Origin of the sequence: Chitinophaga sp. H8 (genome assembly GCF_040567655.1) — a bacterium.
GTDB lineage: Bacteria > Bacteroidota > Bacteroidia > Chitinophagales > Chitinophagaceae > Chitinophaga > Chitinophaga defluvii.
On sequence record NZ_JBEXAC010000001.1, the window covers coordinates 2,568,959 to 2,594,833 of the forward strand.

A 25,875-nucleotide genomic window follows, 5' to 3' on the forward strand; every position below is an offset into this window, starting at 1 on the left:
ATAACGGGTATTTCTATATTTATCATTCCTTGCTGATGATTCATGTCTAACTTCAACAAACACTAAAAAGAAATCTCCAATCGTTTCCTTTACCATCCACTTACCATCCGGGATTCTTTGTCAGGCTGAGATTCATTACAATTTCATTCATCGGGAATGGCATCAGATAGTTTTTATCAGGATTAAACTGATACCCGGAAGGTAATTGTGTTTTAAAGGGTTGAATATAATTTTCATCATCTTTGGTAATCGTTTTTCCTGAGCCGTTATTCATGATGGGTTCGAAATAGGCGCCCCGGAAATTCTGACCGATGATCAACTTCGCTGCTGCCCATCTTCTGATATCATCGAATCGAAAATCTTCCCCTAATAATTCTACACGGCGTTCTCTTCTGATCTCCTGTATCTGAGGTAGAAGCGTATAACCATAATCCGGCCAGTCAGGATCCGTAGTGATCGCGCTCACCGTGAGTGGCGGCATATTTACGCTGGCCCTCGCCCGCAGCTTGTTAATCGTAATATTAGCTACTGCCTGGTCAAATTCTCCCAGTTCTGCCTTCGCTTCTGCATAGTTCAGCAACACTTCCCCGTAGCGGAAAAAGACAGTGATCATATCCCATGTCTTGGCATTTTGTGTCGGACTTTCGAGATCATATGTATAAAACTTCTGGCTGGTATAACCGGTAGGTTGGTATTGCCCCGCTGCATCTACTGTGGTAAATGGATTCACGAAGAAGGTGGTATCACCTTTTGCTGAAATTCTATAGATCTCTCCTGGCGTGAATACGGACATATCCAACCGTGGGTCCCTGTTTTTCCCGATGTCAGCCAGAGATTGCTCCCCCTGATAAAGAGGGCTCACACTGATGGGCAGCCCATCTGTACAGAGGAAGCTTCTGATGGCTGACCTTGTATAGCCAACTTTATGCGGCCATTGGTTGATATCGGGGTTACCAAATATTTCTCTTCCTCCTCCACCGAACTTCAGGTTACTGAACTGACGCGCAAAGATGATTTCTTTGATAGGAATCTGCGCACCTGCAATAGTATGATCATTATGTACCTTCTGGAAATCATCGTCCAATGTATAGCCGTAAACATCGATTAACAATTTAGCTGCATCAGCGGCCACACGCAGAAACCGGGCATAATCACCGCCCTGCACACCAAAAGGTGTACCATTGTGGTATTTTTCCCAGGTTCCCTCAAAAAGCGCAATCCTCGATTTGAACGCCAGGGCAGCGTCTTTGTTGATACGTTGGTATTCACTGCTTTGTTTGAGCTGAGTCTTTGTCTTTAACAGGCTGATGGCCTTATCCAGGTCCGAAAGAATAAAGTCAGCCACTGAATCACGCCGCGACCTGAGCACGTATAATTGTTCATCAGTACTCTTTAAAGGTTCTTTAACCAGTTGAGCGGCTCCTACTCTTTTCAGTACTTCAAAGTAATGCCATGCCCTTATGAAATAAGCTTCTCCCTTAAATTGATTACCATCTGCTTCTGTCACCTTATCCATATTGGCAATCATAATGTTGACGTCCCGGATGTTTTTGTAATACGATCCGATGGCATCCACTGTTGGCTGGGTTAGCCCGTTCATCCAGGTAGAGGCGCCATCGGTTGACAACGCATTATCAGAACCATCATCCATTGTATACTGGTTCTTCCATGAGTTGAGGTATAAGCTGTTCACATAGAGTTGCAGGTCATTGGCTGTTTTCCAGAATTCAGGTTCTGAGATCGTGTCCTGGGGTGCACGATCCAGGAAATCTTTACGACAGCCTGCAATGAATGTTACTAAAACAAAGAACGATATTATAAATTTTAACTTTTTCATGTTTTGACGTTTTTGCTTGATTCTTCCATTAAAAAGTAACATTACAACCAAAGGAAAATACCTTCTGTAGTGGGTAATTACCATAGCTGCTCAGTTCCGGGTCAAAAAACATGTACTTGGTGCTGGTAAAAAGATTTTCGCCGGAGAAGTAGAAACGAAGCTGGCTGGCCTTAATTCTACTGATCAGTGAAACAGGAAGGCTGTAACCGATCTGTAAAGATTTCAACCGTAAATAAGCCTTGTTTTGCAAATAACGATCGGTGGTAGCTTTGTTCATGGTGGTACGCGCTGTGGATGCGCCACCGAAATAGGGTTTCGGAAAATAGGCATTGGGGTTATCGGACCTCCAATAGTCTTCCTGCCCTTGTAATATAACAACACCTCCTTCACCCTGGCTTGGGCCCCAGAATGCATTCTGCACGCCGCCACCGGGCCATATAGCCTGTTTACCTACACCCTGTATCATAAAGCTCAGATCGATCCCCTTGTAGTTGGCACCTGCGTATACGCCGTATTTATACCGGGCTTGGCTGTTACCAATGACAGTAAGATCACCATGATCATCTGCCGTTTTCTTCCCGTCGTTAATCACGTTATCTCCATTCATATCGCGGTATTTTACGTCGCCGGGGGTCCAGTTACCACTAAAAATGAAGGATTGATCTACACCCCGTTTCGTCACCTCTTCTTCAGACTGATAAAGTCCGTCCGTTTTGTAGCCCCAGATCTCACCAATTACCTGTCCTTTATAAAAAGTACTCAACAGGTTTAGTGGGTTGTTGTAACTGGTTACCACAGAACGGTGGTCAGACAAATTAGCATTGACAAAATAGCTGAAGCCGTTGCCAAGGGATTGCTTCCAGTTGACCTGTACTTCCCATCCTCTTGTTCTTAAAGAGCCATCATTATTTCTCGGTACTGTTCCGCCATATATCTGAGGTGTTGCCATTCCGGGGCCAACCAGGTTATTGATATCTGACTGGTACCAATCGGCTGCGATATATAACCTGTTATCGAACATATACATATCCAACCCGATATCTTTGGTATTTACCTTTTCCCAGGTAAGACTCGTGGTGGTTTCATTCGGAGGCAGTACGAGGAAAGGTTTTTCCCCTCCCAGCAGGTAATTTCCTATTGAGTTTGTCATGAGTGGTATATACAGGTAATTAGCTACGTTCTGATTACCGATAGCGCCCCATGATCCGCGGAACTTCAGCATGCTGATGTGTTCTTTGAGTGGGAAGAAATTTTCTTTGGCAATATTATAGCCAACAGAAACGGAAGGGAATGTTCCCCAGCGACTGCCGGGTGCAAACCTGGAAGAGCCGTCCCTGCGTACATTTGCTTCAAACAGATATTTCTCATTAAAATTATAATTCAGTCTGCCGAAATAGCTTTGGGTTGCCCAATGTCCTTTATCATCAGCTGGTGTTTTCACCCCAACCGAAGTACTTAAAGAAGGGACATTATCGGTCAGCAAATAAGTAGCATTACCACTAATGCCGAAGATCGTCTGCAATTCCTGCTGGTAACCCACTAATCCACCGATATAATGCCCACCGATTTGCCGGTAATAAGTACTGGTAATATTGGGAGAAGTGTACGTAGATGTTCGGGCGGTGGCTATGTATTTGGTTTGGGTTTGATTCAACCCATACAATTTGGTCGAATCAGGTTGAAGCTGATAGAATGTATTCGCAATGTCTGTTTGCGTATAATTGGTATAGGTATAATTATACTGCAGCGTGGTCACCCAATTTTTAACAGGCTCCAGGCGTATAGTGGGCGACAAGACCCATTGGGTGGTTTTCCGCTGTTCTTTTTCATTCAGCCCGGAGTTGATACCGGATGCATTTAAAAAGCCTCCTGCCGGGTTGTATAAAGGCAGCGTAGGGGCATTCCGGGCCACGCGGTTCATAAAGAAATCACGCCCATCTGCACTAATATCCCAGGGGTAGCTGTCCTCAGATCCTACAAACTTGGTGATCAGACCTACTTTCAGCCAGTTGAGTGGTGTTGATTCAATCCTTCCGCTCAATGTTTTCCTGGTATATTGTTCGGAAGCATATCTTGAAATACCGTCTTCATGGAAGAAACCACCCGATAAAGCATAGCTGATATTCTTTCCGGATCCTGAGATACTGATGTTATGTGTTTGCCTGATAGCATTTTTCTTAAATAGTACGTCATACCAATCAGTGTTCGCGTTCCCGCCTAAACCCGAACCGGTAAAATCCCACCCGGTTCCGGCAGCATTCGGAACTACACCGGGCGTATTTACCGGATCCTGCATATATTGCTTGATTCTATCGATAGCCTCCTGGGTATATGGCTGGGCTATCCCGGTATTCACTGCTGCGGAATCCAGTATTAATGCAAAACTAAGTGCATCTACCTGCCGTGGGAAAGTAGTTGGTTGTGCAAGGGCATAGTTATAGGAATAAGAAACCTTCATACCACCGCCTTCCGTTCCGGTTTTTGTAGTGATCAGAATAACACCATATGCTGCCCTTGCGCCATAGATAGCGGTAGAAGCCGCATCTTTTAATATTGAAATAGATTTAACGTTGTTCGGGTCCACATCATTCAGCTCCATCGGAACACCATCTACCAGTACAAATGGCTGTCCCAATGTAAAAGACGCTCCGCCCGCAGAATTTGATAATGAGCCCAATCCGCGGATATTGACAGAATTGCCTACCCCAGGTTGCCCTGAAGATGTAGTTGCCTGGATATTTAAGCCGGGCACCGCGCCCTGCAACACCTGTTCCAGGTTAGACGCCGGCCGGTCCGCCAGTTGTTCTCCGCTGATCTGGGTGATCGCTCCTGTGAGGTTCTCTTTCTTCTGAACTCCATATCCAACGGTGACCAATTCATTCAATACAGATACACTTTTTAGCAGGACCACATCAATACCTGACCGGCCGTCCACCGCTTTTTCCAGCCTGGTATATCCGATGAAAGAAAATACTAGTGTACCATTACCATCCGCCAGGGTAAGGGAATAATAGCCATTTGCATCGGTAACAGTGCCCGTGGATTGGCCCTTCAGGCCCACACTTACGCCCGATAAGGGATTGCCCGACTCATCGGTGACCCTGCCTTTGACCACAAATGGCGGAACGGCAACTATTCCCTGTAATGCCATATTTACGGGCAATGCCACTTTCGGTAATACTACCACCGTCTTGTTTCCAATACGATAGTTCAGCGGATAATTTTTAAAACAGATAGCGAGGATTTGCGGGACAGTAGCATCCTTCACAGATACGCTTACAGAAGGTGCATTCTTTACATCTTCATCGTTGTACAGAAACTGGTAATCCGTTTCCTGCTGGATGACACTGAGTACCTCAGACAGTTTTACGTCTTTGAGATTCAAGGTAAGTTTCGTCTCCTGCGAATAACCTGTTGCATATAGATTTACTACACATGCCAGGGTCAAAAATACTGTAATACGCATGGCGCGGAGAATTAATGCCGTCATGCCACGCCCGGCAAACCGGCCTTGGATAAATAGATTTTTCTGCATACTTTCGTACGATTAAGGGTAGATAATACCTGTTCACGCTCGCCTGCCTAAGCATTAGCATAGGTAGGTTTCAACCGGAATGAACAGATTATTTCGACTTTGATCCGGGAATGTAGCCGCATTCCCGGTTTTTTTTGGTTGATATATACGTATTATTTCTTCACATGCAATTCATTATCTTTAAATGTAAACCCTACTTTCCCTGTTAGTTCTATTAAATGTAAAATACCGGATATCTCCTCGTATCGCTGGATACGGCCGGTAAAGTGGAACAAGGTATCTACGCCGTCATCGTACTTTACCTCTATATTATACCATCGCGATAATTTCCGCATCAGGCTTCCCAAAGATTCACTGTCAAAAATAAACATACCGTTTTTCCATGCTAGTGCCGCTTCTACATTGACTTTATTTACCTGGATCGCACGATCATTCTTCGTGATCACGGCTTCATAACCAGGCTTTAATATTACACCGTCTCTTTTTTTTGCAGACTGCCCAACATCATTAATTAAAACGGATCCTTCCGCCAAAGCTGTTTTTTGTATAGGATCATCCGGATAAGAACTCACATTAAACTTTGTTCCCAATACGGTAATATCCATCTTGTCTGCATTTACCATAAACGGGTGTGCAGCATCTTTCGCTACTTCAAAATATGCCTCCCCACTCAAATATACTTTCCGTTCTTTCCCGTTGAACTGTGTCGGATAACGTAAGGATGATGCAGCATTGAGCCATACTTTTGTGCCGTCTGACAACACTATCCGATATTCACCACCAGGGGGAATTACCAATGTGTTGTACAACGTTTCCGCCTGAAGATCCCCAGGACCAGACGCATAACTCAGTACGCTTGAGTCGTTGCGTACTTTCGTGCCATCTTTTTCTGTGATGGCTTCCTGATGGTTGTCCACCAGGTTGATTTTTTTTCCATTTGCCAAAATCAGTTGCGCCACTTTTCCCTGCGGCAAAATATGCACACTGGCTAAATCCTTTGTTGTTGCGCTTTTCTGTCCCTGGCCACTAAAGAGATACCACCCTGCTCCGCAAATTAAAATAAGCGGTAAAATGATGGCAGCATACCGCAGTGCTTTGTAAACGAACATCCGCCCCGGTAGTTGCTTTCTGGAATTCCTTTCTGACAGCCGTTTCCAGTATACTTTTTTATCCTTCTTATTCTCCCAGTATGCTACCTGTGCTTCCAGATAAAGCGGGTCGGTCAGGCGCTCCCAAAGCTTTTTATTTTCATCGCTCTCTGCTACCCACGCTTCCAGTTGCGCCGCTTCCTCTGAAGACAATTTAGTGCTCAGAGATTTAGCAATTAATCCGGCTATTTCATAGTATCGTTCGTCCTGTATCATATGCGTAATTATAATAGAAACAACCTTAAATGAAAAAAGGGTGAAAGGGGGAAAAAAAATATTTCTGCATCCCGGCAAAAGTGCTCAATTCACCTTGCTTTTCTTCACATGTTTCATGATCAGCGCTTTCCTTGCATTTGCCTTATCAGTCTGCAATCTGTCCACTACCAGGTTATCAACATCCACGGCAATAACAGCTGGTCTTGGGTCCGGGTGTTCGCTTTTCAGCGTACAATTAATGATATCAATATCTTTAACATGCCTGATAAATAATCCGTAACAGGGCAAATTACCCCATACGGTTGGCTGAGGATAACCGTTTTCAAACTCTTTTACTTTTTCCATGTCTGAGATATATTCCCCTGGCTTCAAATCCCCCTGGTTAAAGATCCTGATATTGCTTAAATAAATATTTTCAATCCTGGCATCCGGAACACCTGTTATAGACGAAGAATAATTACCTGTATTATAGGCAAGGATATTGGATAGCTGTACATTTCTCATTTGGCCATTAGCCGGATCAGGAGCAGCAGAAGCATGTTTCCGGTTCCTGGTCCCTAACCGCACATAGAGTGCGCAATCAGTACCCTGGATCAACATATTATTTATACTAACGCCATTCATGATGCCGCCATCCACCATTTCCAGGGAGATACCCGTGATGCCGTGCCGGGGAGTTTTAAATGCCGGCTTTGAAGTAGACCTGGAAGGTTTAATCACACAATTGGAAATATTGATATTTCGGAATCCACCGGTTGATTCTGTACCGCATTTAATAGCATTGGCGAAGCTGCTGACGATACAGTTGGTAACAGTAATATCCTCACTGGCGCCGGTACTGCTACTTTTTATTACGATCCCGTCATCATCGGAGTCTATGATACTATTACTGAGTACGAATCTCCTGCAACCATCAATATCAAGACCATCATTGTTTTTGCTCCCGTGATTAAATACCTTGATATTATTTACCATGACATCCTCACAATCATAATAATGTTGGTTCCAGAACCCTGCATGAGTGAGCGATACCCCGTCAACAGTCACGTTTTTGCAGGAAATAAAAAGAAGATTTCGTGGCCTTCCATCCCGGACTCCCTTGGGGAATGTTTTAGGATCAGGACGTTGCCGTCCGCCATTGCCATCAATAATTCCGAAACCCGTAATGGATATATTACTGGCTCCTTCCGCAAATATCAGGGAGCACCATCCGTATAGATCCTGGTAGGAGTTGTAAGATGTTTTTGCCGGACCAGGAAAATCTTTGCTATCCACACTTGCGTACAAAGTAGCGCCCTGTTCAAAATGGAGGTCAACATTGCTTTTCAAATAGATAGTTCCTGATTTATAGATACCCGCGGGGACAATAACGCTTCCCCCTCCCATCTTATTACAGGCATCAATGGCCTTGTTAAAAGCATTTGTACTTAATATATTGGTGTCATTTTTTGCGCCGTAATCCAGGATATTAAATGTTTGTGCATGGAGTGTAAGCACCACAAAGGATAGCCCTATGGCAAATAAAATCTTTCTGAGCATAATCTGGTTTGATAACTATAATAGAAACAACCCCGGATGAAAAAGGGGTGAAAAGAGAATGGACTTTTTTATTTCCCTGAGAAGTAAATAAGCGTGGTAAACCGGATCATTACAAATAGTGACTCAAAAATAAGGTGAGTGACGAACCTTTCAGCAGTCTTTTCAGCAGGTGAAGTCCTCTTGTCTTCTGGGTTTTTACAGTATTGACAGACACCTGTAAATGGTGGGCTATATCCTTATGCTTCATTCCCTCAAAATAACTGAGATGCAGTACATTACGGCAACCTGCGGGCAGCTTCTCCAATGCCTGGAATACATTTTCCAATACTTCCGATTCAATGATACGGATCATGGCATCGCTTTCCCATTCTTCTTCTAATGAGCCCTCATATTTACGCACAACTTTACCATGCTTATAAATGTTCAGACAACGGTTTTTAACCGTGATATACAGGAAAGCCTTGATCGAATTCAAATCCGGGAAATGTTCACGTCTCTGCCAAAGTTTTGCAAAGGCCTCCTGTACCACATCTTCCGCATCCTGATCTGTAGCCAGGAACGTGGAAGCAAAGTAGCATAATCGCGTATGATATTTTTCAAATATCTCACGAAAAACCTGTTCATTCCCCTGAAGTAAACCTGTTATGTAAAATTCTTCATTCATTATGAAGTCTTTCCCTAAATAGTATTAGTAACAGTTAAAAGTGGTTATAACCCCCTACCCTTTTTTATGTTGTACTAACTTTAAAAATTTCATTAACGTGTGATGAGGATAGGCTTAAAGTTGCAATACATATCATTACAACTAAGTCAGGAAATGTAAATATACGTTTTGATTTGATACCTATCTATACAACTTATATTGGAGTTATATTTATCAAGGTCTGCAATCACAGTTATTTAAATCATTGACCGAAATCCCTAATATAAGAACAATTACCAAGAAGTGTAACCGTGGGGAAGCGGTTACCGCAAGAAGATGATGTGTGAAATTGTTGTAGGATTGTTGTAGTGAGGGTTTGATGTTGTAGTGATTTCACACAAAAAGCATCACCTCATAAAACGGAAAAACCCGCTCTAAGAGCGGGTTTCATCTTTTGTGCCCAGAACAGGAATCGAACCTGCACATCCTTGCGAATACAAGATTTTGAGTCTAGCGCGTCTACCAGTTCCGCCATCTGGGCTCAAAGCAATTGTGCGTAATGCTTCATCAATTGCGGGCTGCAAATGTAGAAAATCTTTCTTTAATCCGCAAGAAATATTTTCGCTTAAAGTAAAATATTTTAAGTTTTTCCAGCGCTACAGCGGATATCAGGCTGTCATCATAGGTATCTATAATGGATCTTACCTCACTATATAGCGCATTTTCCATGGCAACAATCTGATGCTGCAAGGCTACTATTTCATTTTCCTCAGGATCAAATTCCAGCTCTACCAGGCTTTCATTCAATTCCATCATCTCCATTAAAAAGGCAGAAGGTAATTGAAATTTCTCCGTGTCTTCCAGGAGCCCTTTTTGCTGCAGTACATACTGTAAGAGTAATTCAGGGTTGCCTAATACTTTAAACCCCTTGTTTACCTCCGCAGATTGCTGAAGTACATGTGCCTGGGCGTCCGTATCAGCCAGCGTATGCATGTCAGGGTGGTATTGCCTGCTTAGCTCATAATACCGCTGTTTAAGCAGGGCACTATCAATATGCAGGGAAACGGGGATATTAAATAGTTCGAAATAGTTGGTAGCCATAATTGCAACTTATACAAGAGGTGGCAAAATTAAAACATGTTCCTTATATCCCGCAGTAATAAAATATGCTGTAAATTGAAACATGGAAAACACGTTGCACATAGGACTTATCAGAGAAGAAAAAACACCACATGATAACCGGGTGGCATTCAGCCCAAGGCAATGCCAATGGATCATGCAACATTATCCTCACGTAAAAATCACGGTTCAGCCGGCCTCCTACCGGTGCTTTACTGATGCAGAATATAGCCGCGCAGGCATTACCCTGGCAGAAGACCTTTCCCATTGCCAGATACTGTTAGGCATCAAAGAAGTGCCGGCCGATAAATTAATACCTGGTAAAACGTACCTCTTTTTTTCCCATACAAAAAAGAAGCAGCCGCATAACAAAAAGATGTTGCAAACCATCCTGGAAAAGGATATCACCTTAGTAGATTACGAATGCCTGGTTCATGAAGACGGACAGCGTATCCTGGGCTTCGGCTTCTTTGCCGGTGTGGTAGGCGCCCATAATGGGTTGCAGGCATATGGGAAAAAAACAGGGTTATTCAGTTTCAAACCAGTACATGCCTGTCATGATTTTCAGGAATTGATTACACATTACTTTGGTGTAAAATTACCACCGCTGAAAATCGTGGCTACGGGCTCCGGCCGGGTAGCCGCAGGTATATTAGAGATCATGGGATTGCTGGGTATTAAATATATTACCCCCGAAGAGTTTTTAATGAACCAGTATGCATACCCGGTATATACACAACTCAAAGCGGGGGAATTATACCTGCGTAAATCTGACAAAACCTACAGCCGGGATGACTTTCACGCACATCCGGAGGCCTATGAATGCAGGTTCCTCCCCTTTGTTACGGCCAGTGATATCCTGATGAATGGCATCTATTGGGAACAACGGATTGCCCCGCTCTTTACCTGGGCAGACATTGCAAAAGATAATTTCAGGATCCAGGTAATTGCAGATATTACGGATGATACCAATGGCTCTGTTCCCTGCAATATCGACGATAGCACTATTGAAGACCCTGTATATGGGGTTGACCGTATATCCAGACAAAAAACAGCGCCTTATCTCCCGGGCACTATTGACATGATGTGCGTGAGTAATCTGCCGAATGAACTGCCCAGAGATGCATCACAGTACTTTGGCGACCAGCTGATGAAATATGTTTTTGAAGATTTACTCCGCCCGGATAGTCAACTGATCAATAATGCTACCATTGTGAAAGCGGGTAAACTGACGCCTAAATTTGATTACCTGGAAGATTACGCACGGTAAGGGATATGCCCCGCTTACAGGTACAGGTAATAATCTTTTAAGAGGGATACAAACTCGGGTGTGTATGCTTTCTCCTCATCATAAATAGACATAGTAGTGGTAATGGTTTGTGTAACCTCTTTTCCAAAGATGCCCACCGTTCTGAAAAAATCATGCTGCGGTGTTTGCCTGATATATAATACCTGTTGTAAATGATATCCCCCCTGCTGCGCCTGAAGCATAAACGAGTCAAAAGAAGTATAAGGTAATAACACGGAAAACCGCCCTGTAGGAGTCAGTTGTTGTTGGATGGCGAGCAACAACTCCCGGTAATTAAGCGTGGTAGCATGCATGGCCTGATTGCGCTGGTGATTGTTACTCTTTAGCGCAGCTTCATAAAAGGGAGGATTGGTAATGATAAAATCAAAGCAGCGCCCACTCTCCCATTCCCGTATATCGGCACTGGCTACCTGCAGGCGTGCGGCCCATGGGGAAGCGGAAAAGTTCTGTTGTGCCTGCACGTAAGCCGGCAAATCCAATTCTATCGCCGTGATCAGCGCTTCCGTTTTTTGTGCCAGCATTAAGCTCAGCAACCCCGTGCCCGCCCCTATGTCCAGTATATAGGCAGGTACCAGGTGAGTTTGCTCCAGGTATTGCGCGGTAAATGCGCCCTGCACACAAGCATCTGTACATACCTTCATGGCACAATGCTCCTGGTGAACGGTAAAGGCTTTGAACTTAAAATAATGGTTTGCCATCCTATTTTATTACGATACCCAGGTTAGGCAACCGCATATCACGATGTACGGATACTGGCTGACTTTGCCGGATACTGATGGTATGCAAATGATCGGGCGTATCTGCAAGTAAGGGTAATCCCTGCTTATACAACACCTGCGGCACTTTGGTATTGATCCCTAAAGTTACTTTTTTACTAAAGCGGTTATAAAACTTCACTACCAGCTGGTTCTTGCCCTGCTGTAAAGGCAATAATAATACTTCCTGCTGCGTAGCCCCTCTTTCGGGGTTATTATGCACCAGCTGCTCTTCTCCATTTAAGAATACCTGTATACCATCCCCACTGATCAGTTCTATCAGGTAAGGCTGTGCTTCTGCCGCTGTGATTTCCTGTAATACAAACCACCCGGTATTCCTGTCTGCCTCTATTTCATAGGTGGTATTGTTTTTCCAGTTGGTTTGTTTGGTCCAGGGCTTGTCGACAGCGTTAGGCCAGGGCTGGGTGGGATCAATATTCAGCTGACTGCCTGTTGTCCCGTCTATCCCACTCCTTACAGGTGCTGCCAGATATAGAGGGCCCCATTGTAAAGGGATGGCACTATTTTTCAGTGGCAACGTTAATTCACTCTCCAGCTTTACCGTTCTCGGCTTACCATCAGTCGTGACAACAATCACTTTATCTTTTTCACCCTGACTGAATACCAGGGAAGGCGTAACGCTTCCGGCTGTCTTAAATGTCCAGGAAGCGGCCACTGTACTGCGGTAATAACTCTCATAATCAATACCTGAAAAACTGTATTGTTTGATAGCATTACGCCTGCCAAGCTGAATGGGCGCAGTCCCGCTTGCCGTAATAACATGCGTAGGAATTATTTTATACCCACCTTTAAACGCTACTGTCAGTACTTTGATATCATTATCAAGATTAAATCCTGATGGCAGTGTAATGGTAATATCTGAGCCGGTATTATTGATCTTACATTTCAGTCGTTTACGTTTTTCCAGCAATACCACGCTTTCTATTTCTCCTTTTAAACCAGGCAATATGATAGTCCCATTAGCGGGTTGCTGTAACAGGTGTAAATAAAGTTTTCCGGGTTTAGCCGTCACTTCCCCCCAGGCAAAAGTGGTATCAAACGGATTGGCCGTAGTGCTATAGATCGCTTCTCCATTACGTTTCAGCCAGCTTCCATTCAGCAGTAATACTTCCTTTTCAAAATCTACTACAGAACCATCTCCGCGTGGACCGATATTCAATAAATAGTTACCTCCTCTGCTGGCTACCTTTATCAGCCCTTCCAGTTTTTCTTTTGCCTTATCAGTGGCTTTCCCATGTTGCTGCCAGGAGCGGTATCCCCAGGTTTCATCATATACAGAAGCCGGTGTTTGCCAGGGGGTAGCAATTTTATAATCAGGGTAATTGTTGTCTCCCATCACGCAAAAGTCGCCCGCATCATTCCCCAGGCGTCCGCTCACCATACAGGCAGGTTGCAGCCGGTGCACCAGTTCTGCCAGCTCCCAGCTTTGCTGTGATGTTTGAGAGCCCATATCAAACCACAGTTCAGAAATAGGTCCGTAATTCGTCAGCAATTCTGTGACCTGCTTTTTATTAAACTCATGATGTTCCGGCGTAATAGGATCACTGTTACTGCTGGTAATAGGATATGCCTCCGGAAAATGCCAGTCTATCAATGAAAAATACAAACCCAATTTAAGGCCCTGCCGTTTACAGGCATCTGCCAGTTCTTTTATTACATCCCGCTTAAAGGGAGTAGCTGCTACTACATTATAATCAGTGTAGGCAGAGTTAAACATGCAAAAGCCATCGTGATGTTTGGAGGTGATCACAACAGAGCGCATACCCGCTGCCTTAGCCAGCGATACAATACTATCTGCATTCCAGTAGGCAGGATTAAAACGTTTGGCCACATCTCCGTATACATCACTGTAAATTCCTGCATGCGATTGTATCTGTTCACTATATCCACGGGTTACCGGCTTGCCTTCCCATACCCCTCCCAATGTGGAATAGATAGCCCCCCAGTGGATAAACATGGAATACTTCTGGTGCTTCCATTCAGATAGTGCTTGTGCGTCCTGCGCTGCTACCGGCAGATATACGGCGAGCATACACAAACAAACAATCAGCATTTTTTTCATAATCGATGTAATAAGGTATAAATCTTAAAGGCCAATATAGGTTTCAGCTCAAAACGCCGCTCTTGCAGTAGGAACTGCATCCAGTCCTGCAAAATCGCCTGCCAGGTATTTATAATAAGCAGTCATTGCTATCATCGCAGCATTATCCGTGCAATATTCAAATTTGGGGATGTAATAGTTCCATTGATATCTGGCACTATACGTTTCCAATGCTTTTCTTAAACCACTATTGGCACTTACTCCGCCAGCAATAGCCACTTCCCGTATACCGGTTTCTTCCGCAGCTTTCACCAGTTTGTTCATCAGGATGCTTACAATCCTATCCTGGATGGAAGCACAGATATCAGCCAGATGGGTTTCTTTAAATGCCGCATCCTGCTGTACATTTTCCTGTAGAAAGTACAAGATGGCCGTTTTAAGGCCACTGAAACTGAAATCCAGCCCCGGTATACGCGGTTCCGGAAATTTAAACCTCGAAGGATTGCCCTCCCGGGCGTACTTGTCTATTAAAGGGCCTCCGGGATAAGGCAAACCCAGTAGCTTGGCACTTTTATCAAATGCCTCCCCGGCAGCATCGTCCAGTGTTTCCCCAATAATACGCATATTCAGGGGGCTTTCACATAACACGATCTGGGTATGCCCGCCGGAAACAGTCAGACACAGAAAAGGAAAGGCCGGTTTGGGGTCTTCAATAAAATTAGCCAGTACGTGCGCCTGCATATGATGCACACCTATCAGCGGAATATCCAATGCCAATGCCATCGACTTTGCAAAACAACTGCCTACCAGCAGTGAGCCTATCAGACCGGGCGACTGTGTAAAGGCAATGGCACTTAAGTCTTCTTTCTTAACGCCTGCGGCCTTCAGGGCCATATCTACCACCGGCACAATATTTTCCTGGTGCGCACGGGAGGCCAGCTCAGGTATCACCCCTCCATACTGCTCATGCACGCTCTGATTGGCAATTTTATTGGATAATATCTTACCATCTGCCAATACCGCTGCTCCGGTATCATCACAGGATGATTCTATTGCTAATATTTTGACTGACATAAGCTGCAAAGGTAACACGATTTTGGATGTAAAAAAGGCCATCCCCGCAGGAACAGCCTTCTCCATTTTTTATTGATTTACAGGAGGAATATGGCCAGGTAATGCCCCGCCACTGACCCACCAGTTTTACTTAATTACTTCTGATGGCTACTACCGGATCCAGCTTACTGGCAAAAAAAGCCGGGATAAAACCTGCCAACAATCCCACGATGGCGGATATGCTCAGCCCCAATATTACATTCTTCAGGGTTAATACGATTTCAAAGTTACTTCCTACTACCTGGGAGATACCCACAGTGCCAATAAATACGAAAAAAAGTCCCAGAAATCCGCCTATCAGGCATAATAAAATAGCCTCCAGCAGAAACTCCAATAAGATAATCCCTCTTTTTGCGCCTATCGCCTTTTTAAGGCCTATAATATTGGTACGTTCCTTTACGGTAACAAACATAATATTAGCAATCCCAAAACCGCCTACTATCAGCGAAAATATAGCGATCATACCTCCACCAATGTTAATGGCACCAAACATGCCGTTCAGGTCATTACTCAGCGTGGTAATCTCATTCAGTGCAAAATCGTCTTCCTGTGTTGGTTTCAAACGCCTGGTAGCCCTCATTACTCCCCGCAATTCATCCTTCAGCTGCCCTACCGTTATCTCTGGCTTCGCTTTTACCAGTATCAAAGGATCGGCATACCGGCGTTCATCTACGATTGTACGGGCAAACCGGTAAGGAAGGATAATCGAATTATCATAGTTAATGCCCCCTATCAAACTCTCCCCTTTCTTTTTTAATGTGCCTATTACCCTGCAATCACGGCCCGCGAAACGCACCACTTTGCCTAATGCTGTTTCAGGGTTGATAAAAAGCCCTTCCCATACATTCGCTCCCATAATAGCTACGTTCACGCCTGCATTGTTTTCGCTGTTGGTAAAATAACGCCCGTCCGTGATCTGCAACTCCTGGATCTTGTTAAAATCCTGGGTCACGCCAATCATTTCCACGCCCGTCATATAGTCATCCCGGTATTCTACTTTTTTGCCGCCGGAGGCAAACATAAAGGCAGTAGCGCCGGCACTATGTGTTTTTTCCTGTACCAGGCGCTGTTCCTTGATTTCAGGTAAAGGCCGGTTCATATATTTCCACCAGGGATAGTCACCTCCGCCACCCCAGGGCCATTTTTCAATGTAAATCACATCACTGCCCAATGCATTCACATCTTTGCGCACATTACGTTCCAGGCTGTCTGTTGCCGTAAATACCGCTATTATACAGAAGATGCCGATCGTGATACCCAGCAGGGAAAGAAACGTACGTAATTTGTTTACCCGCAACTCCTGCAACGCCATCCCAAGGCTGCTCCACAGTATTTTAAGTGTTGATAACATATTCCAAATTTAGCGCATTTATTTTGCTTCCCAATACGAATTTAAGCCATGATAAACAGGTTTGGGCACGCTGCCCTCCTAATTGTGGGCTACCGGTTATTAGGCCTTACAAACGGCAGCAACACAACGTTGCCAGTTCGCCATACACTATCCACCTTTTTCATTACCTTTGCACCCATTTTTCGGACATTTTATGAAGTACGCTAACGAAATCAGTAAAAGAAAATCATTTGCCATTATTGCCCACCCCGATGCCGGTAAAACTACCCTCACGGAAAAATTCCTGTTATTCGGGGGCGCTATCCAAACGGCGGGTGCTGTAAAATCCAACAAGATTAAAAAGCACACTACCTCCGACTTTATGGAAATAGAAAGGCAAAGAGGTATCTCTGTAGCTACTTCTGTAATGACATTCGAATATCGCGATATCCTGGTCAACCTCCTGGATACACCGGGTCACAAGGACTTTGCGGAAGATACCTACCGTACCCTTACTGCGGTAGACAGCGTAGTACTGGTGATCGACTGCGTAAAAGGGGTGGAAGAGCAAACCGAAAGATTGATGGAGGTATGCCGCATGCGGGATACTCCGGTAATCATTTTCGTTAACAAAATGGACCGGGATGGTAAATACCCGTTTGACCTGCTGGATGAGCTGGAAGAAAAATTACAGATCAAAGTACGTCCTTTAAGCTGGCCGATTAACATGGGCAAGGATTTTAAAGGGGTGTACAACCTCTATGATAAAAGCCTCGTTGCTTTTTCGCCGAATAAAAAAGCAACGGATGAAGATATCGTTCCTCTGGAAGACCTGAGCAGCAGCTATATAGATGAACATTTTAATGCACAGGATGCGAGCCAGCTGCGGGGCGATGTAGAGCTGATAGAAGGGGTTTATGATCCTTTTGACAAAACGGAATACCTGGCGGGAAAAATCGCACCGGTATTCTTTGGTAGTGCGGTCAATAACTTCGGGGTAAAAGACCTGCTGGACACCTTTGTGGAAATTGCACCTACTCCCCGCAACCGCGAAGCCAGCACCCGGGAAATTGACGTGTATGAAGATAAATTTACCGGCTTCATCTTTAAAATCCATGCCAACCTAGATCCCCGCCACCGTGACCGTATCGCTTTCCTGAGAGTATGCTCCGGCAAATTTGAGCGGAATAAGTTCTATCACCACGTAAGGCTGGATAAAGATGTACGCTTCAGCAACCCTTACAGCTTCCTGGCGCGTGAAAAGAATATTGTGGATGACGCATTTCCCGGTGATGTAGTTGGTTTGTTTGATACCGGCAACTTTAAAATTGGTGATACCCTTACAGAAGGAGAAAATCTTTATATCACTGGTATCCCCAGCTTCTCTCCGGAACTGTTTAAGGAATTGGTGAATAAAGACCCGATGAAAACCAAACAGCTGGAAAAAGGCATCCGCCAGCTAACAGACGAAGGGGTAGCACAATTATTTACCCAGCATAATGGCAACCGCAAAATCATCGGTTGTGTGGGCGATCTCCAATTTGAAGTGATCCAATACCGCTTGCTCCAGGAGTATGGTGCTGCCTGTCAGTTCAACACACTCCCCTTCTATAAAGCTTGCTGGCTTACCGGCGATAAACAAAAGATTGAAGATTTTATCCGTTTCAAACAAGCCAATATTGTGGAAGACAAAGACGGGCATGTAGTATACCTGGCACAATCAGAATGGTACCTGAACACAGAAAGGGCGAATAACCCTGACATCACCTTTAACTTTACTTCAGAAATACATAAATAATTCCCGAAGACAAGCATGCAACAAAAAGCCGCTACCTGGGATCAGATGCGGCGTTACTTGTACGACCAACTCAAATTATTATTTTTAAAGAATTTGATCAGGCTTGTATTTCGTGTAGCACCAAAAGTAGCATACGCACCGGGCTATGCTTTATAGATTCGGGAAATTAATTTGCGAAAAACGGAATTACTACTTAACTATTCCTTCTCATACTGGAAAATGATTTCCTGGGAAGTACCCTGCTGTTTTCCATAAAAACGGGCGTCCAGCTGATCCGCACCTTTGAAGCGGTAAATGACTTTTTGGGGAAAATCGTAAGAGAGGTTTTCGGCTACAAAGCCAATAGGTTTTAACACACGCACTTTAAGTCGTAGGGGTTGTGGAGATTGCTGGCCGCTTATCAGGGGCACAAAATAAATGCCCTCCGTTGTACGCAATAATTGCATAGAGGCTTCCAGCGTACTATCGCTGCCTACTATACGCCAGCTACGCCCCTCCCAGCAGGTATCATTTATCCGGGTCCAGTTTTCAGCAATAATGCTTTGCCGGGTGCGCATCACCCAGGCGCCTTCCAGCTGGTCCAGGTATTTAAAGTCGGCCAGCTGGACCTGGGCACTTGCCGTAAAACAACTACCCAGGAACAGGATCAATAACAAGCTATTGCTGTACCACCGCTTCTTCGCCATAGATCTGTAGTTTATACTTAAGCGATGGGGAAGGGATAAAATTACCCAATCCAAGGTCTTTCCATTTGGTATCTACCTTACGGATCGTTTCATCATCTGCCACAATGATATTGGGCCAGTCCCGCTCAAAATTATCCAACGCCTTCGTTTTCTGCGTGCCGTCCATACCTATACCTGCCATATACTTACCCGGATGCCCGGCTAATGGCTTATTAACAACAAAACTATCCCGTTTGGGGTCCAGGTTATTACAAAAACGCCATAATGCACTGGCCAGGTCAGACACATCCACGGTATGCTCTACATACAACACCATTTTCACCCCCTGTAGTGCCGGTAGCTGATATAGCTGTTCATTCAGTTCACGGATATGCTGTGGCCGGCTTTTTTGTACAGCTATTACAACACAGGAAATGTCCATCTTCAATAAAGATGCGTTTATTCCTTTTATTTCAGGGAACTGCTGCATCAGCGCAGCCTCATCCAGTTCTTTTGGGGCTGGTGGCAAATGGAAAGCGGTATCTGTTTCTTCTTCATGCTTGCGGGTGCCATCTATACACATTTTTCCGCCAAAACCCATTTTAGAGCAGGAATGATCCAGCACATCCATCGGCCCCTGGCTTAAATAAATATCTGTAGCCGGGTTTAAATTACGGAAAACATACTGCGCCAGTTTTTTATAATCGTGGATACGTTCGCCCTCATCCGTTACTACCAGTATTTTGTTGAACATCATTTGTCCTGCTCCCCACATGGCATTCATCACTTTCTGTGCCTGGCCTGCGTAATCTTTTTTGATCTGGGCAATGACCAGGTTATGAAACACCCCCTCTACCGGCATTTCCATATCAATGATTTCAGGTACCAGGGTCATTTTAATAGGCGCCAGGAAAATGCGTTCCGTAGCTTTCCCTATCCAGGCATCTTCCTGCGGGGGGATCCCTACTATCGTAGAGGGATAAACGGCATCTTTACGATGGGTAATCGCGGTAACATGAAATTTCGGGTACCAGTCGGCCAGGGAATAATAACCCGTATGATCGCCAAAAGGCCCTTCCCATATCAGGTCTTCCTCCGGATCTACATACCCTTCAATAACAAAATCCGCATCGGCCGGTACTTCTATTTCCGGCTGGGTAATGCATTTTACCAGTTCCACTTTTTTCTTGCGTAAAAAACCGGCTAGCATATATTCATCGACATTCTCCGGTAATGGAGCCGTAGCGGAATAAGTATATACCGGGTCTCCTCCCAGCACTACTGCTACCGGCATGCGTTTTTTCAGCTTTTTATACTCCATAAAATGTTTGGCAGAAACCTTGTGTTTATGCCAGTGCATTCCCGTCATATCCTTTTCAAACACCTGCATCCGGTACATCCCTACATTGCGGGTACCGGTGAGAGGATCTTTGGTATGGATAACCGGCAGGGTGATAAATGGCCCGCCATCTTTTGGCCAGCAGGTCATTACGGGCAATAAACCCAGATCCGGCTGTGCCATCACCACTTCCTGGCAACTTCCCTTACCTCCTACCACTTTAGGCATCCAGGAGGCAAACTGTCCCAGTTTGGGCAGCATGGATAATTTATCCAGTATGCCCTCCTTGGGTTTCGATAACATTTTAAACAAGTCTTCTATCTCATGGGCCACATCGTCCAGCTCTTTCACTCCCAGGGCCAGGCACATCCTTTTATAGCTTCCCATCGCATTAATCAGCACGGGAAAGTCATATCCGGTGTTTTCAAATAATAATGCTTTACCACCATCAGCCGATTTACTGACACGATCCGTGATCTCTGCTATTTCCAGCTTTGGGTTTACATAGGTTTTTATGCGTACCAGTTCGCCCGCCTGCTCCAGTGTGTCTATGAAATGTTTCAGATTTTTAAATGCCATAACCGTTTATGCTAATGATCAACCAATCCGCAAAAGTACTCATCCCTGATGGCAATAAAAAATGAGGCCGACCAAAAAGTAAAATGAAGGCGGTACACATCGCTTAAACGATGATCCGTCTCCATCAGGTACCCTAATAAATGAGGGCCGACCCTTGCTTTTTAGGTCAGCCCTCATGCTGTGTTTATATGGTTTCAGTTATCTGACGATGGTTACCCCTGCATTAAACACTACCCCTGGTCTGGCTGGTGCATAATACACCTCCCGCACCGGACGTGGCCGGTATACCGGGTATGGTTGTACATACACTACCCTTCGGGGCCGGCGGCAATCATCCCAATCCCGGTCTCTGTAGCGCTTTTCATAGCGACGGCCTTCATACCTGTCGTCACAATACCGGTCCCGGTCGTAGTGCTTTTTATGCCCCTTCCCCCATCCGTTATGGCGGCCCTGCGCATAGGTGGTCAATACTGTACCGCCTATTAATAATAAAAGCATGATTAGTTTTTTCATGGCTGTTGTGGTTTTTAGTTCAAGTTGACAATTCAGATAAAAATATGGCAGTACTAAATAATTGGGTAAATGGTGAAGGAGTCTGTTGTCGAGGCGTGAGCTGCCCCCGGATAAGCAATATAATTGCTCCTACCGGCATAGCTGTATTTTCGTTTGGAATAATGATGTTTAGGTCGCTTATAGTGTTTTTTATGTTTGTATTTATAATGTGCTTTCGGTCTTGGAGGTAACGGTGGATGAGGGGGCCGGTGTAAGCCCGGTGGCCTTGGAGGCAAAGGCGGATGTGGTGGCAATGGCGGATGTGGCAAATGTGCCGGTGCAGGTGGATGCGGTGGTAATGGTGGTCGTTTCTGCGCCTGTACTGTTACAAAGCCCGCCATCAACACTAGTATGATGATAAGCCTCTTTTTCATATCACTCGTTTTAAAAACAGGTAATTGAGTCCAGCCTAATCTCATATAGTTGCTTCTTACTCTCTTCGCGATTTCTGATATTCACTTCTTATCATTAAGCCGGTAATCTCAATCTTTTACCTGTTCCAACGTATATATTTCAAGAAGTATGCCAATTGTAAAAAAGAAATCCCACCGGACAGGCAGGATTTCTTCTTGTATATACGGACTTTAGTGGGGGGTTGAAAGTCAGCCCCTTAGCGCAATTTTCATGCCATTTTTCATTTAAAAACAGGGCAGCGGGACGCTTTCTGCCGGCCCCAGCCTCCGCTGGAACCGCTGCTCAGGCGGTAAGTAATAGTAAGGCCGGAAAACATGTACCAGTCCTTATTGTCGGGATTACCACGCACGGTACCATCTAAAGGATACGTACCCGGTATTTGTCCTTTGCCGGTTACTTCATCTCCTCTGTAAGCCATATCCACTGCTTTCTGGCCACGCATCGCCAATAAGGTATTCTCATCTACGTAAGTAGTACTTACATCATCCAGGTAATCTGTAAAGGTTTTGCGGATCCCTACTTCCAGCCCAAGCGTCCAGGAGTCGTTCAGCAATACCTTTATACCAGCCCCAAACGGAATCGCTACCTGTATCAGATTATAGGCCTGCCTGTCGGGGTATTGTGGCAGCCCCTGCCCTTCCGTACCCAGGGATCTCAGGCTGATCCTGTTGCCCTGTAAATCTTTGGCAGTTGGGTCAAAACCAAACCCTGCTACGCCTGCAAATATATAAGGCGTAAACCCTTTTGCTTCTATATCCAAAAAATTAAGCTCTCCCAATACACTCAGTTCAAAAACATTTGATTTGAAACTCAGATTACGGGCTACTAAGTTTTTATTCTCATTGGTACTATCCGCAGCAGATATAATTCCAAAAGTAAAGCCCCCTCTGAGGGTCAGATAACGGTTGATATCCTTTCTGGCCAACAGCCCGATAGCAGGCCCTGTATACCGGAAGTCCACCCGCTTCTCTACCAGGTCACCATTATAGTTGCTGATGCCAAGCAAACCTCCTACATGCCAATCCTGTGCAATGCTGAAAAATGGGGCTATCACGAATAACAAAAGTATTGCGGTGATTTTTTTCAATGTGAAAGGTTTTTAAAAGTTTATATGCTATTTAAAAAAACGCCAGAACAGTCAAAAAATTATATATATCCTGCCTGGCACGAAATTAATTAATTTCCGCTGGAAACTATCGCCTGACCGCATATCTGCGAAACAGCACCTAACAACTCCGGATATATGCCCATCCCTCCTGCTGCCTTTCTACCAGATGCCCGATCCCTGCAGCTACAATCCCAACAAAAGGTAATAACTGCGCTACTGTTAAGTCTTGCTGCCTTTGTGTGTTCCCACATAACAGCCACTTAACGCCCTTCTTCTCCAAATCCTGTAAATCGGTCAAAAAACTATTATTATGAGCTAACAACAACGGCCATGCCTGCCCATGTACTACCACCTCTACTTTCACGCCGGTTGCTTCAAAATGTACAAGTAAATTAAAAAGCTGCCGGATCATGGCCTGCTGTACCTCCTGATCTGCTGTTGTTATCTGAAAAACCACTTTATACTTCATACCTCCTCTTATTATGAAGCCACAAAATAAAACAACTTCAAATAATAATCACCTTACTTCCACTTATCCATGGTTTAACTCCATTCCTTATGCTGAACATATAACCACACCATTGTCAATATGATAAAGGTATTTTTTATTTTTCCAAACCAAATATTTACATTGTGCGTTATAACATTGGACGCAAGGATCATATTTAGTTTTTCAAGTATATAACTATAAGGATCGGGAATACAATCAACCAAAATAAAGCAACTACTATGTCAAAACCCTCCGCCTCCCCTCAGGCACAAGCAGAATCCTATGCATTATATGGCCTTAGTTATGCAGATGACCATGTGGCTGATACTTTTGATATCAGGATTGTGGCAGATATGCTCGATATTTCCTATTCTCATTTTTACCATACTTTTTCTGCCGTTATGAATGAACCATACTGGCACTATGTAAAACGCCACCGGATAGAACTGGCGGCAGGCATGCTGCGGCATAGTGGTTACAGTATTGCTGAAATAGGCGAACTATCCGGCTATATGACCCTGGCAGCTTTCAGTAAAGCATTCAAACAACATTTTAAATACAGCCCTAAAGACTTCAGAAAAATACAGATCCTCCCAAACGAAAAACGTACCCTGCATATCACGGAAACTATTACGGCTTCCTTTGGTAATAATATGCTCGCGAATCTTTTTCACTACGACAGAACAGAGCGGATCTCTATATCTGAAAGCACACTTTATTATACCCTGCTTTCTCATGGGGATGATCCAATTACGGAAATGGTGCTAAAGATGAATAATCATGAAAACAGGTTCAGAAAAATCATAGAAATCTTCGATATTCCCCAGGCATTGGTGATTACCGGAACGCTGGATGCAGTACCGGTAACCAATTATGAAAAGCTCTCCATATTTGCGGGTATTTTATTACCTAATCATCAGTTGGCCGCCCATAAACAACTCAGGGACAATTATCCCTACCTCCTGCAAAAACGGATACAGGGTGGCAGTTTTCTGAAACTCAGGCTACCGCTTAGCTTTGCAGCGGCAGGGATACCTATGTATGAGTTTATTGACCGCAGCTGCCGGGAGGGCATTTTTAAAATGCGGGATAATCAATTCTTTATTTCACTCACAGGTCCTAACTCCTGTGAAATTTTTATTCCCTTGTTAAAACAGCGTGTTATTTAGGGGACCATGGCTATTACCTCGCTTTATTTATTTCTGCAAACAAAGCCCGGAAGCACTTACTGCTTGTATGCACTGTGTCTTTTTCCATAGCATTCATTTTGTTCTTCCGGCCATAATATTCATCCATAAAACTACCGGCACCCGACCATACCGTTTGCATCATTCCCAGGTAGTTGGGCTTCATTTCCCGGGTAGCCGTTTTTCTGAACTGCATCATATCCTGTGCCTGTACCACAGCATTATCCGGCATACGCCAGGGGCAGGTAATCACACGTAGTCCTTTCATTGCAAAGTATACCGGTGTTTTGTCAGGCCTTTCATAGTGCCAGTCGCATATTACCACATCACGCGGGATCATGTCTATCGCGCGGTGCGTATTATTCATGCTGGCTTCCCACATTCCCAAACCGGTAGTTTTGCCATCCAGCAAGCGATCTCCCCACATCCACAATTCCCTGTTTTTTTGTGCCAGGTGATTACGGATAGCCCATACCTCTCCTGCAAACAATTCTGCTTTATCTTTCCCTCCGCAACGGGGACATTTATCATTCCCTATATAAAACACTTCATCCATGCCCGCATGAAAAGCATCTGTTTCAAAAGCATCGCAGATTTCATCCATCAGCGCAAACACTATTTTATGTACACCAGGATGCAAAGGACAATAGCTCTTGCAATACAATCCTTCCGGATTAGGCCATTTGTAGGTAGCAGGCATTTTCACTTCCGGTGTTTCATCAAACTCAGGATATACCCTGAGCAGGTTGAGGGTGGTATTGTCCCACGACTGATGCCCCAGCAGATTTACCTGTGGTATAATACGGATATTCTGCTGACGGCATTCCTTTACCAGCCGGGCCACATCTTCCCGGGACAATGCGCCTGCATCCCGCAACTCCGGATGAGAGGTATACTGATAATTGTAATCCACCCGCAGTACCAGCGTATTCACCTTATTGGGCGCTAATTCTTTACGGATAAAAGTGAGGAATGCCTCCAGTTCTGAAACTTTCGGCGCTGCTATACAAAAACCGCGCACGGGTAAAAGGCTATCAGGGGCCGTACCTGCGTAGGTGTTAGTACCACTGCATAATAGCAGCACCATAACCGCCAGCCAGCATATTTTTTTCATATAAGGGTATTATTTAAATGGAT

The 25,875-nt window shown here is 44.6% G+C and carries 20 protein-coding genes and 1 tRNA gene; 4 read left to right on the top strand and 17 right to left on the bottom strand.

Features of this window, described 5'->3' with window-relative positions:
* Positions 1-100: 100 nt before the first annotated feature.
* From ABR189_RS09625 to hscB, 7 genes are all read right to left on the bottom strand, one after another.
* Positions 101-1,837, bottom strand: coding sequence for a RagB/SusD family nutrient uptake outer membrane protein (locus ABR189_RS09625; protein WP_354660263.1), 1,737 nt, complete (start codon positions 1,835-1,837; stop codon positions 101-103).
* 28 nt (positions 1,838-1,865) lie between these two features.
* Entirely contained in the window at positions 1,866-5,372 is a 3,507-nt protein-coding gene (locus tag ABR189_RS09630) for a TonB-dependent receptor (protein ID WP_354660264.1), read from the bottom strand.
* A 152-nt stretch (positions 5,373-5,524) separates the two neighbouring features.
* On the bottom strand, positions 5,525-6,736 hold the full coding sequence (locus tag ABR189_RS09635; protein ID WP_354660265.1) for a FecR family protein: 1,212 nt from the start codon (positions 6,734-6,736) through the stop codon (positions 5,525-5,527).
* An 84-nt stretch (positions 6,737-6,820) separates the two neighbouring features.
* Positions 6,821-8,275, bottom strand: a complete 1,455-nt coding sequence (locus tag ABR189_RS09640; protein WP_354660266.1) for a glycoside hydrolase family 28 protein — start codon at positions 8,273-8,275, stop codon at positions 6,821-6,823.
* Between the two features lie 109 nt (positions 8,276-8,384).
* Positions 8,385-8,939, bottom strand: coding sequence for an RNA polymerase sigma factor (locus tag ABR189_RS09645; protein WP_354660267.1), 555 nt, complete (start codon positions 8,937-8,939; stop codon positions 8,385-8,387).
* A gap of 436 nt (positions 8,940-9,375) precedes the next feature.
* Positions 9,376-9,459, bottom strand: a tRNA-Leu gene (locus tag ABR189_RS09650).
* Between the two features lie 26 nt (positions 9,460-9,485).
* A complete protein-coding gene (gene hscB / locus ABR189_RS09655; RefSeq protein ID WP_354660268.1) occupies positions 9,486-10,019 on the bottom strand; it encodes a Fe-S protein assembly co-chaperone HscB in 534 nt (177 codons plus the stop codon).
* Between the two features lie 82 nt (positions 10,020-10,101).
* On the opposite strand from hscB, the gene ABR189_RS09660 reads away from it, so the two are divergent.
* A complete protein-coding gene (locus ABR189_RS09660; protein ID WP_354660269.1) occupies positions 10,102-11,307 on the top strand; it encodes an NAD(P)-dependent oxidoreductase in 1,206 nt (401 codons plus the stop codon).
* Positions 11,308-11,321: 14 nt separating this feature from the next.
* On the opposite strand, the gene ABR189_RS09665 is transcribed toward ABR189_RS09660, so the two are convergent.
* The 4 genes from ABR189_RS09665 to ABR189_RS09680 all read right to left on the bottom strand — a co-directional run bounded on the left by ABR189_RS09665 (position 11,322) and on the right by ABR189_RS09680 (position 16,627).
* Positions 11,322-12,044 (bottom strand): tRNA1(Val) (adenine(37)-N6)-methyltransferase, encoded by a 723-nt coding sequence (locus ABR189_RS09665; protein WP_354660270.1) that lies wholly within the window; start codon positions 12,042-12,044, stop codon positions 11,322-11,324.
* Position 12,045: 1 nt separating this feature from the next.
* A complete protein-coding gene (locus ABR189_RS09670; RefSeq protein ID WP_354660271.1) occupies positions 12,046-14,184 on the bottom strand; it encodes an alpha-L-fucosidase in 2,139 nt (712 codons plus the stop codon).
* A 48-nt stretch (positions 14,185-14,232) separates the two neighbouring features.
* Positions 14,233-15,237, bottom strand: coding sequence for a tRNA (adenosine(37)-N6)-threonylcarbamoyltransferase complex transferase subunit TsaD (tsaD, locus tag ABR189_RS09675; protein WP_354660272.1), 1,005 nt, complete (start codon positions 15,235-15,237; stop codon positions 14,233-14,235).
* Positions 15,238-15,367: 130 nt separating this feature from the next.
* Positions 15,368-16,627, bottom strand: a complete 1,260-nt coding sequence (locus tag ABR189_RS09680; protein WP_354660273.1) for an ABC transporter permease — start codon at positions 16,625-16,627, stop codon at positions 15,368-15,370.
* Between the two features lie 193 nt (positions 16,628-16,820).
* On the opposite strand from ABR189_RS09680, the gene ABR189_RS09685 reads away from it, so the two are divergent.
* Positions 16,821-18,404 (top strand): peptide chain release factor 3, encoded by a 1,584-nt coding sequence (locus ABR189_RS09685; RefSeq protein WP_354660274.1) that lies wholly within the window; start codon positions 16,821-16,823, stop codon positions 18,402-18,404.
* A gap of 197 nt (positions 18,405-18,601) precedes the next feature.
* Here ABR189_RS09685 and ABR189_RS09690 read toward each other — a convergent pair whose 3' ends face one another.
* From ABR189_RS09690 to ABR189_RS09700, 3 genes are all read right to left on the bottom strand, one after another.
* Complete coding sequence (locus ABR189_RS09690) at positions 18,602-19,090, bottom strand: DUF6265 family protein (protein ID WP_354660275.1); 489 nt, start codon at positions 19,088-19,090, stop codon at positions 18,602-18,604.
* Positions 19,062-20,987, bottom strand: coding sequence for a menaquinone biosynthesis decarboxylase (locus ABR189_RS09695; RefSeq protein ID WP_354660276.1), 1,926 nt, complete (start codon positions 20,985-20,987; stop codon positions 19,062-19,064). The genes ABR189_RS09690 and ABR189_RS09695 overlap by 29 nt, the downstream gene beginning before the upstream one ends.
* Positions 20,988-21,185: 198 nt before the next feature.
* Positions 21,186-21,500, bottom strand: a complete 315-nt coding sequence (locus ABR189_RS09700; protein WP_354660277.1) for a hypothetical protein — start codon at positions 21,498-21,500, stop codon at positions 21,186-21,188.
* 208 nt (positions 21,501-21,708) lie between these two features.
* Here ABR189_RS09700 and ABR189_RS09705 point away from each other — a divergent pair, with 208 nt between their 5' ends.
* Entirely contained in the window at positions 21,709-21,894 is a 186-nt protein-coding gene (locus ABR189_RS09705) for a hypothetical protein (RefSeq protein WP_354660278.1), read from the top strand.
* Positions 21,895-22,173: 279 nt separating this feature from the next.
* On the opposite strand, the gene porG is transcribed toward ABR189_RS09705, so the two are convergent.
* Together porG and ABR189_RS09715 are read right to left on the bottom strand one after the other, a co-directional pair.
* Positions 22,174-23,040 carry a type IX secretion system protein PorG gene (porG, locus tag ABR189_RS09710; protein ID WP_354660279.1) on the bottom strand — a complete coding sequence of 289 codons (867 nt, stop codon included), beginning with the start codon at positions 23,038-23,040 and terminating at the stop codon, positions 22,174-22,176.
* Positions 23,041-23,179: 139 nt separating this feature from the next.
* Positions 23,180-23,530 (bottom strand): DsrE family protein, encoded by a 351-nt coding sequence (locus tag ABR189_RS09715; RefSeq protein ID WP_354660280.1) that lies wholly within the window; start codon positions 23,528-23,530, stop codon positions 23,180-23,182.
* 260 nt (positions 23,531-23,790) lie between these two features.
* Here ABR189_RS09715 and ABR189_RS09720 point away from each other — a divergent pair, with 260 nt between their 5' ends.
* On the top strand, positions 23,791-24,720 hold the full coding sequence (locus tag ABR189_RS09720; protein WP_354660281.1) for a helix-turn-helix transcriptional regulator: 930 nt from the start codon (positions 23,791-23,793) through the stop codon (positions 24,718-24,720).
* A gap of 13 nt (positions 24,721-24,733) precedes the next feature.
* Here ABR189_RS09720 and ABR189_RS09725 read toward each other — a convergent pair whose 3' ends face one another.
* Complete coding sequence (locus ABR189_RS09725; protein WP_354660282.1) at positions 24,734-25,852, bottom strand: family 20 glycosylhydrolase; 1,119 nt, start codon at positions 25,850-25,852, stop codon at positions 24,734-24,736.
* Between the last annotated feature and the right edge of the window lie 23 nt (positions 25,853-25,875).

Bases quoted from the DNA above. Each gene is read 5' to 3' on its own strand.
- ABR189_RS09625 (WP_354660263.1), bottom strand. From the start codon at position 1,837: ATGAAAAAGTTAAAATTTATAATATCGTTCTTTGTTTTAGTAACATTC.
- ABR189_RS09630 (WP_354660264.1), bottom strand. From the start codon at position 5,372: ATGCAGAAAAATCTATTTATCCAAGGCCGGTTTGCCGGGCGTGGCATG.
- ABR189_RS09635 (WP_354660265.1), bottom strand. From the start codon at position 6,736: ATGATACAGGACGAACGATACTATGAAATAGCCGGATTAATTGCTAAA.
- ABR189_RS09640 (WP_354660266.1), bottom strand. From the start codon at position 8,275: ATGCTCAGAAAGATTTTATTTGCCATAGGGCTATCCTTTGTGGTGCTT.
- ABR189_RS09645 (WP_354660267.1), bottom strand. From the start codon at position 8,939: ATGAATGAAGAATTTTACATAACAGGTTTACTTCAGGGGAATGAACAG.
- hscB (WP_354660268.1), bottom strand. From the start codon at position 10,019: ATGGCTACCAACTATTTCGAACTATTTAATATCCCCGTTTCCCTGCAT.
- ABR189_RS09660 (WP_354660269.1), top strand. From the start codon at position 10,102: ATGGAAAACACGTTGCACATAGGACTTATCAGAGAAGAAAAAACACCA.
- ABR189_RS09665 (WP_354660270.1), bottom strand. From the start codon at position 12,044: ATGGCAAACCATTATTTTAAGTTCAAAGCCTTTACCGTTCACCAGGAG.
- ABR189_RS09670 (WP_354660271.1), bottom strand. From the start codon at position 14,184: ATGAAAAAAATGCTGATTGTTTGTTTGTGTATGCTCGCCGTATATCTG.
- tsaD (WP_354660272.1), bottom strand. From the start codon at position 15,237: ATGTCAGTCAAAATATTAGCAATAGAATCATCCTGTGATGATACCGGA.
- ABR189_RS09680 (WP_354660273.1), bottom strand. From the start codon at position 16,627: ATGTTATCAACACTTAAAATACTGTGGAGCAGCCTTGGGATGGCGTTG.
- ABR189_RS09685 (WP_354660274.1), top strand. From the start codon at position 16,821: ATGAAGTACGCTAACGAAATCAGTAAAAGAAAATCATTTGCCATTATT.
- ABR189_RS09690 (WP_354660275.1), bottom strand. From the start codon at position 19,090: ATGGCGAAGAAGCGGTGGTACAGCAATAGCTTGTTATTGATCCTGTTC.
- ABR189_RS09695 (WP_354660276.1), bottom strand. From the start codon at position 20,987: ATGGCATTTAAAAATCTGAAACATTTCATAGACACACTGGAGCAGGCG.
- ABR189_RS09700 (WP_354660277.1), bottom strand. From the start codon at position 21,500: ATGAAAAAACTAATCATGCTTTTATTATTAATAGGCGGTACAGTATTG.
- ABR189_RS09715 (WP_354660280.1), bottom strand. From the start codon at position 23,530: ATGAAGTATAAAGTGGTTTTTCAGATAACAACAGCAGATCAGGAGGTA.
- ABR189_RS09720 (WP_354660281.1), top strand. From the start codon at position 23,791: ATGTCAAAACCCTCCGCCTCCCCTCAGGCACAAGCAGAATCCTATGCA.
- ABR189_RS09725 (WP_354660282.1), bottom strand. From the start codon at position 25,852: ATGAAAAAAATATGCTGGCTGGCGGTTATGGTGCTGCTATTATGCAGT.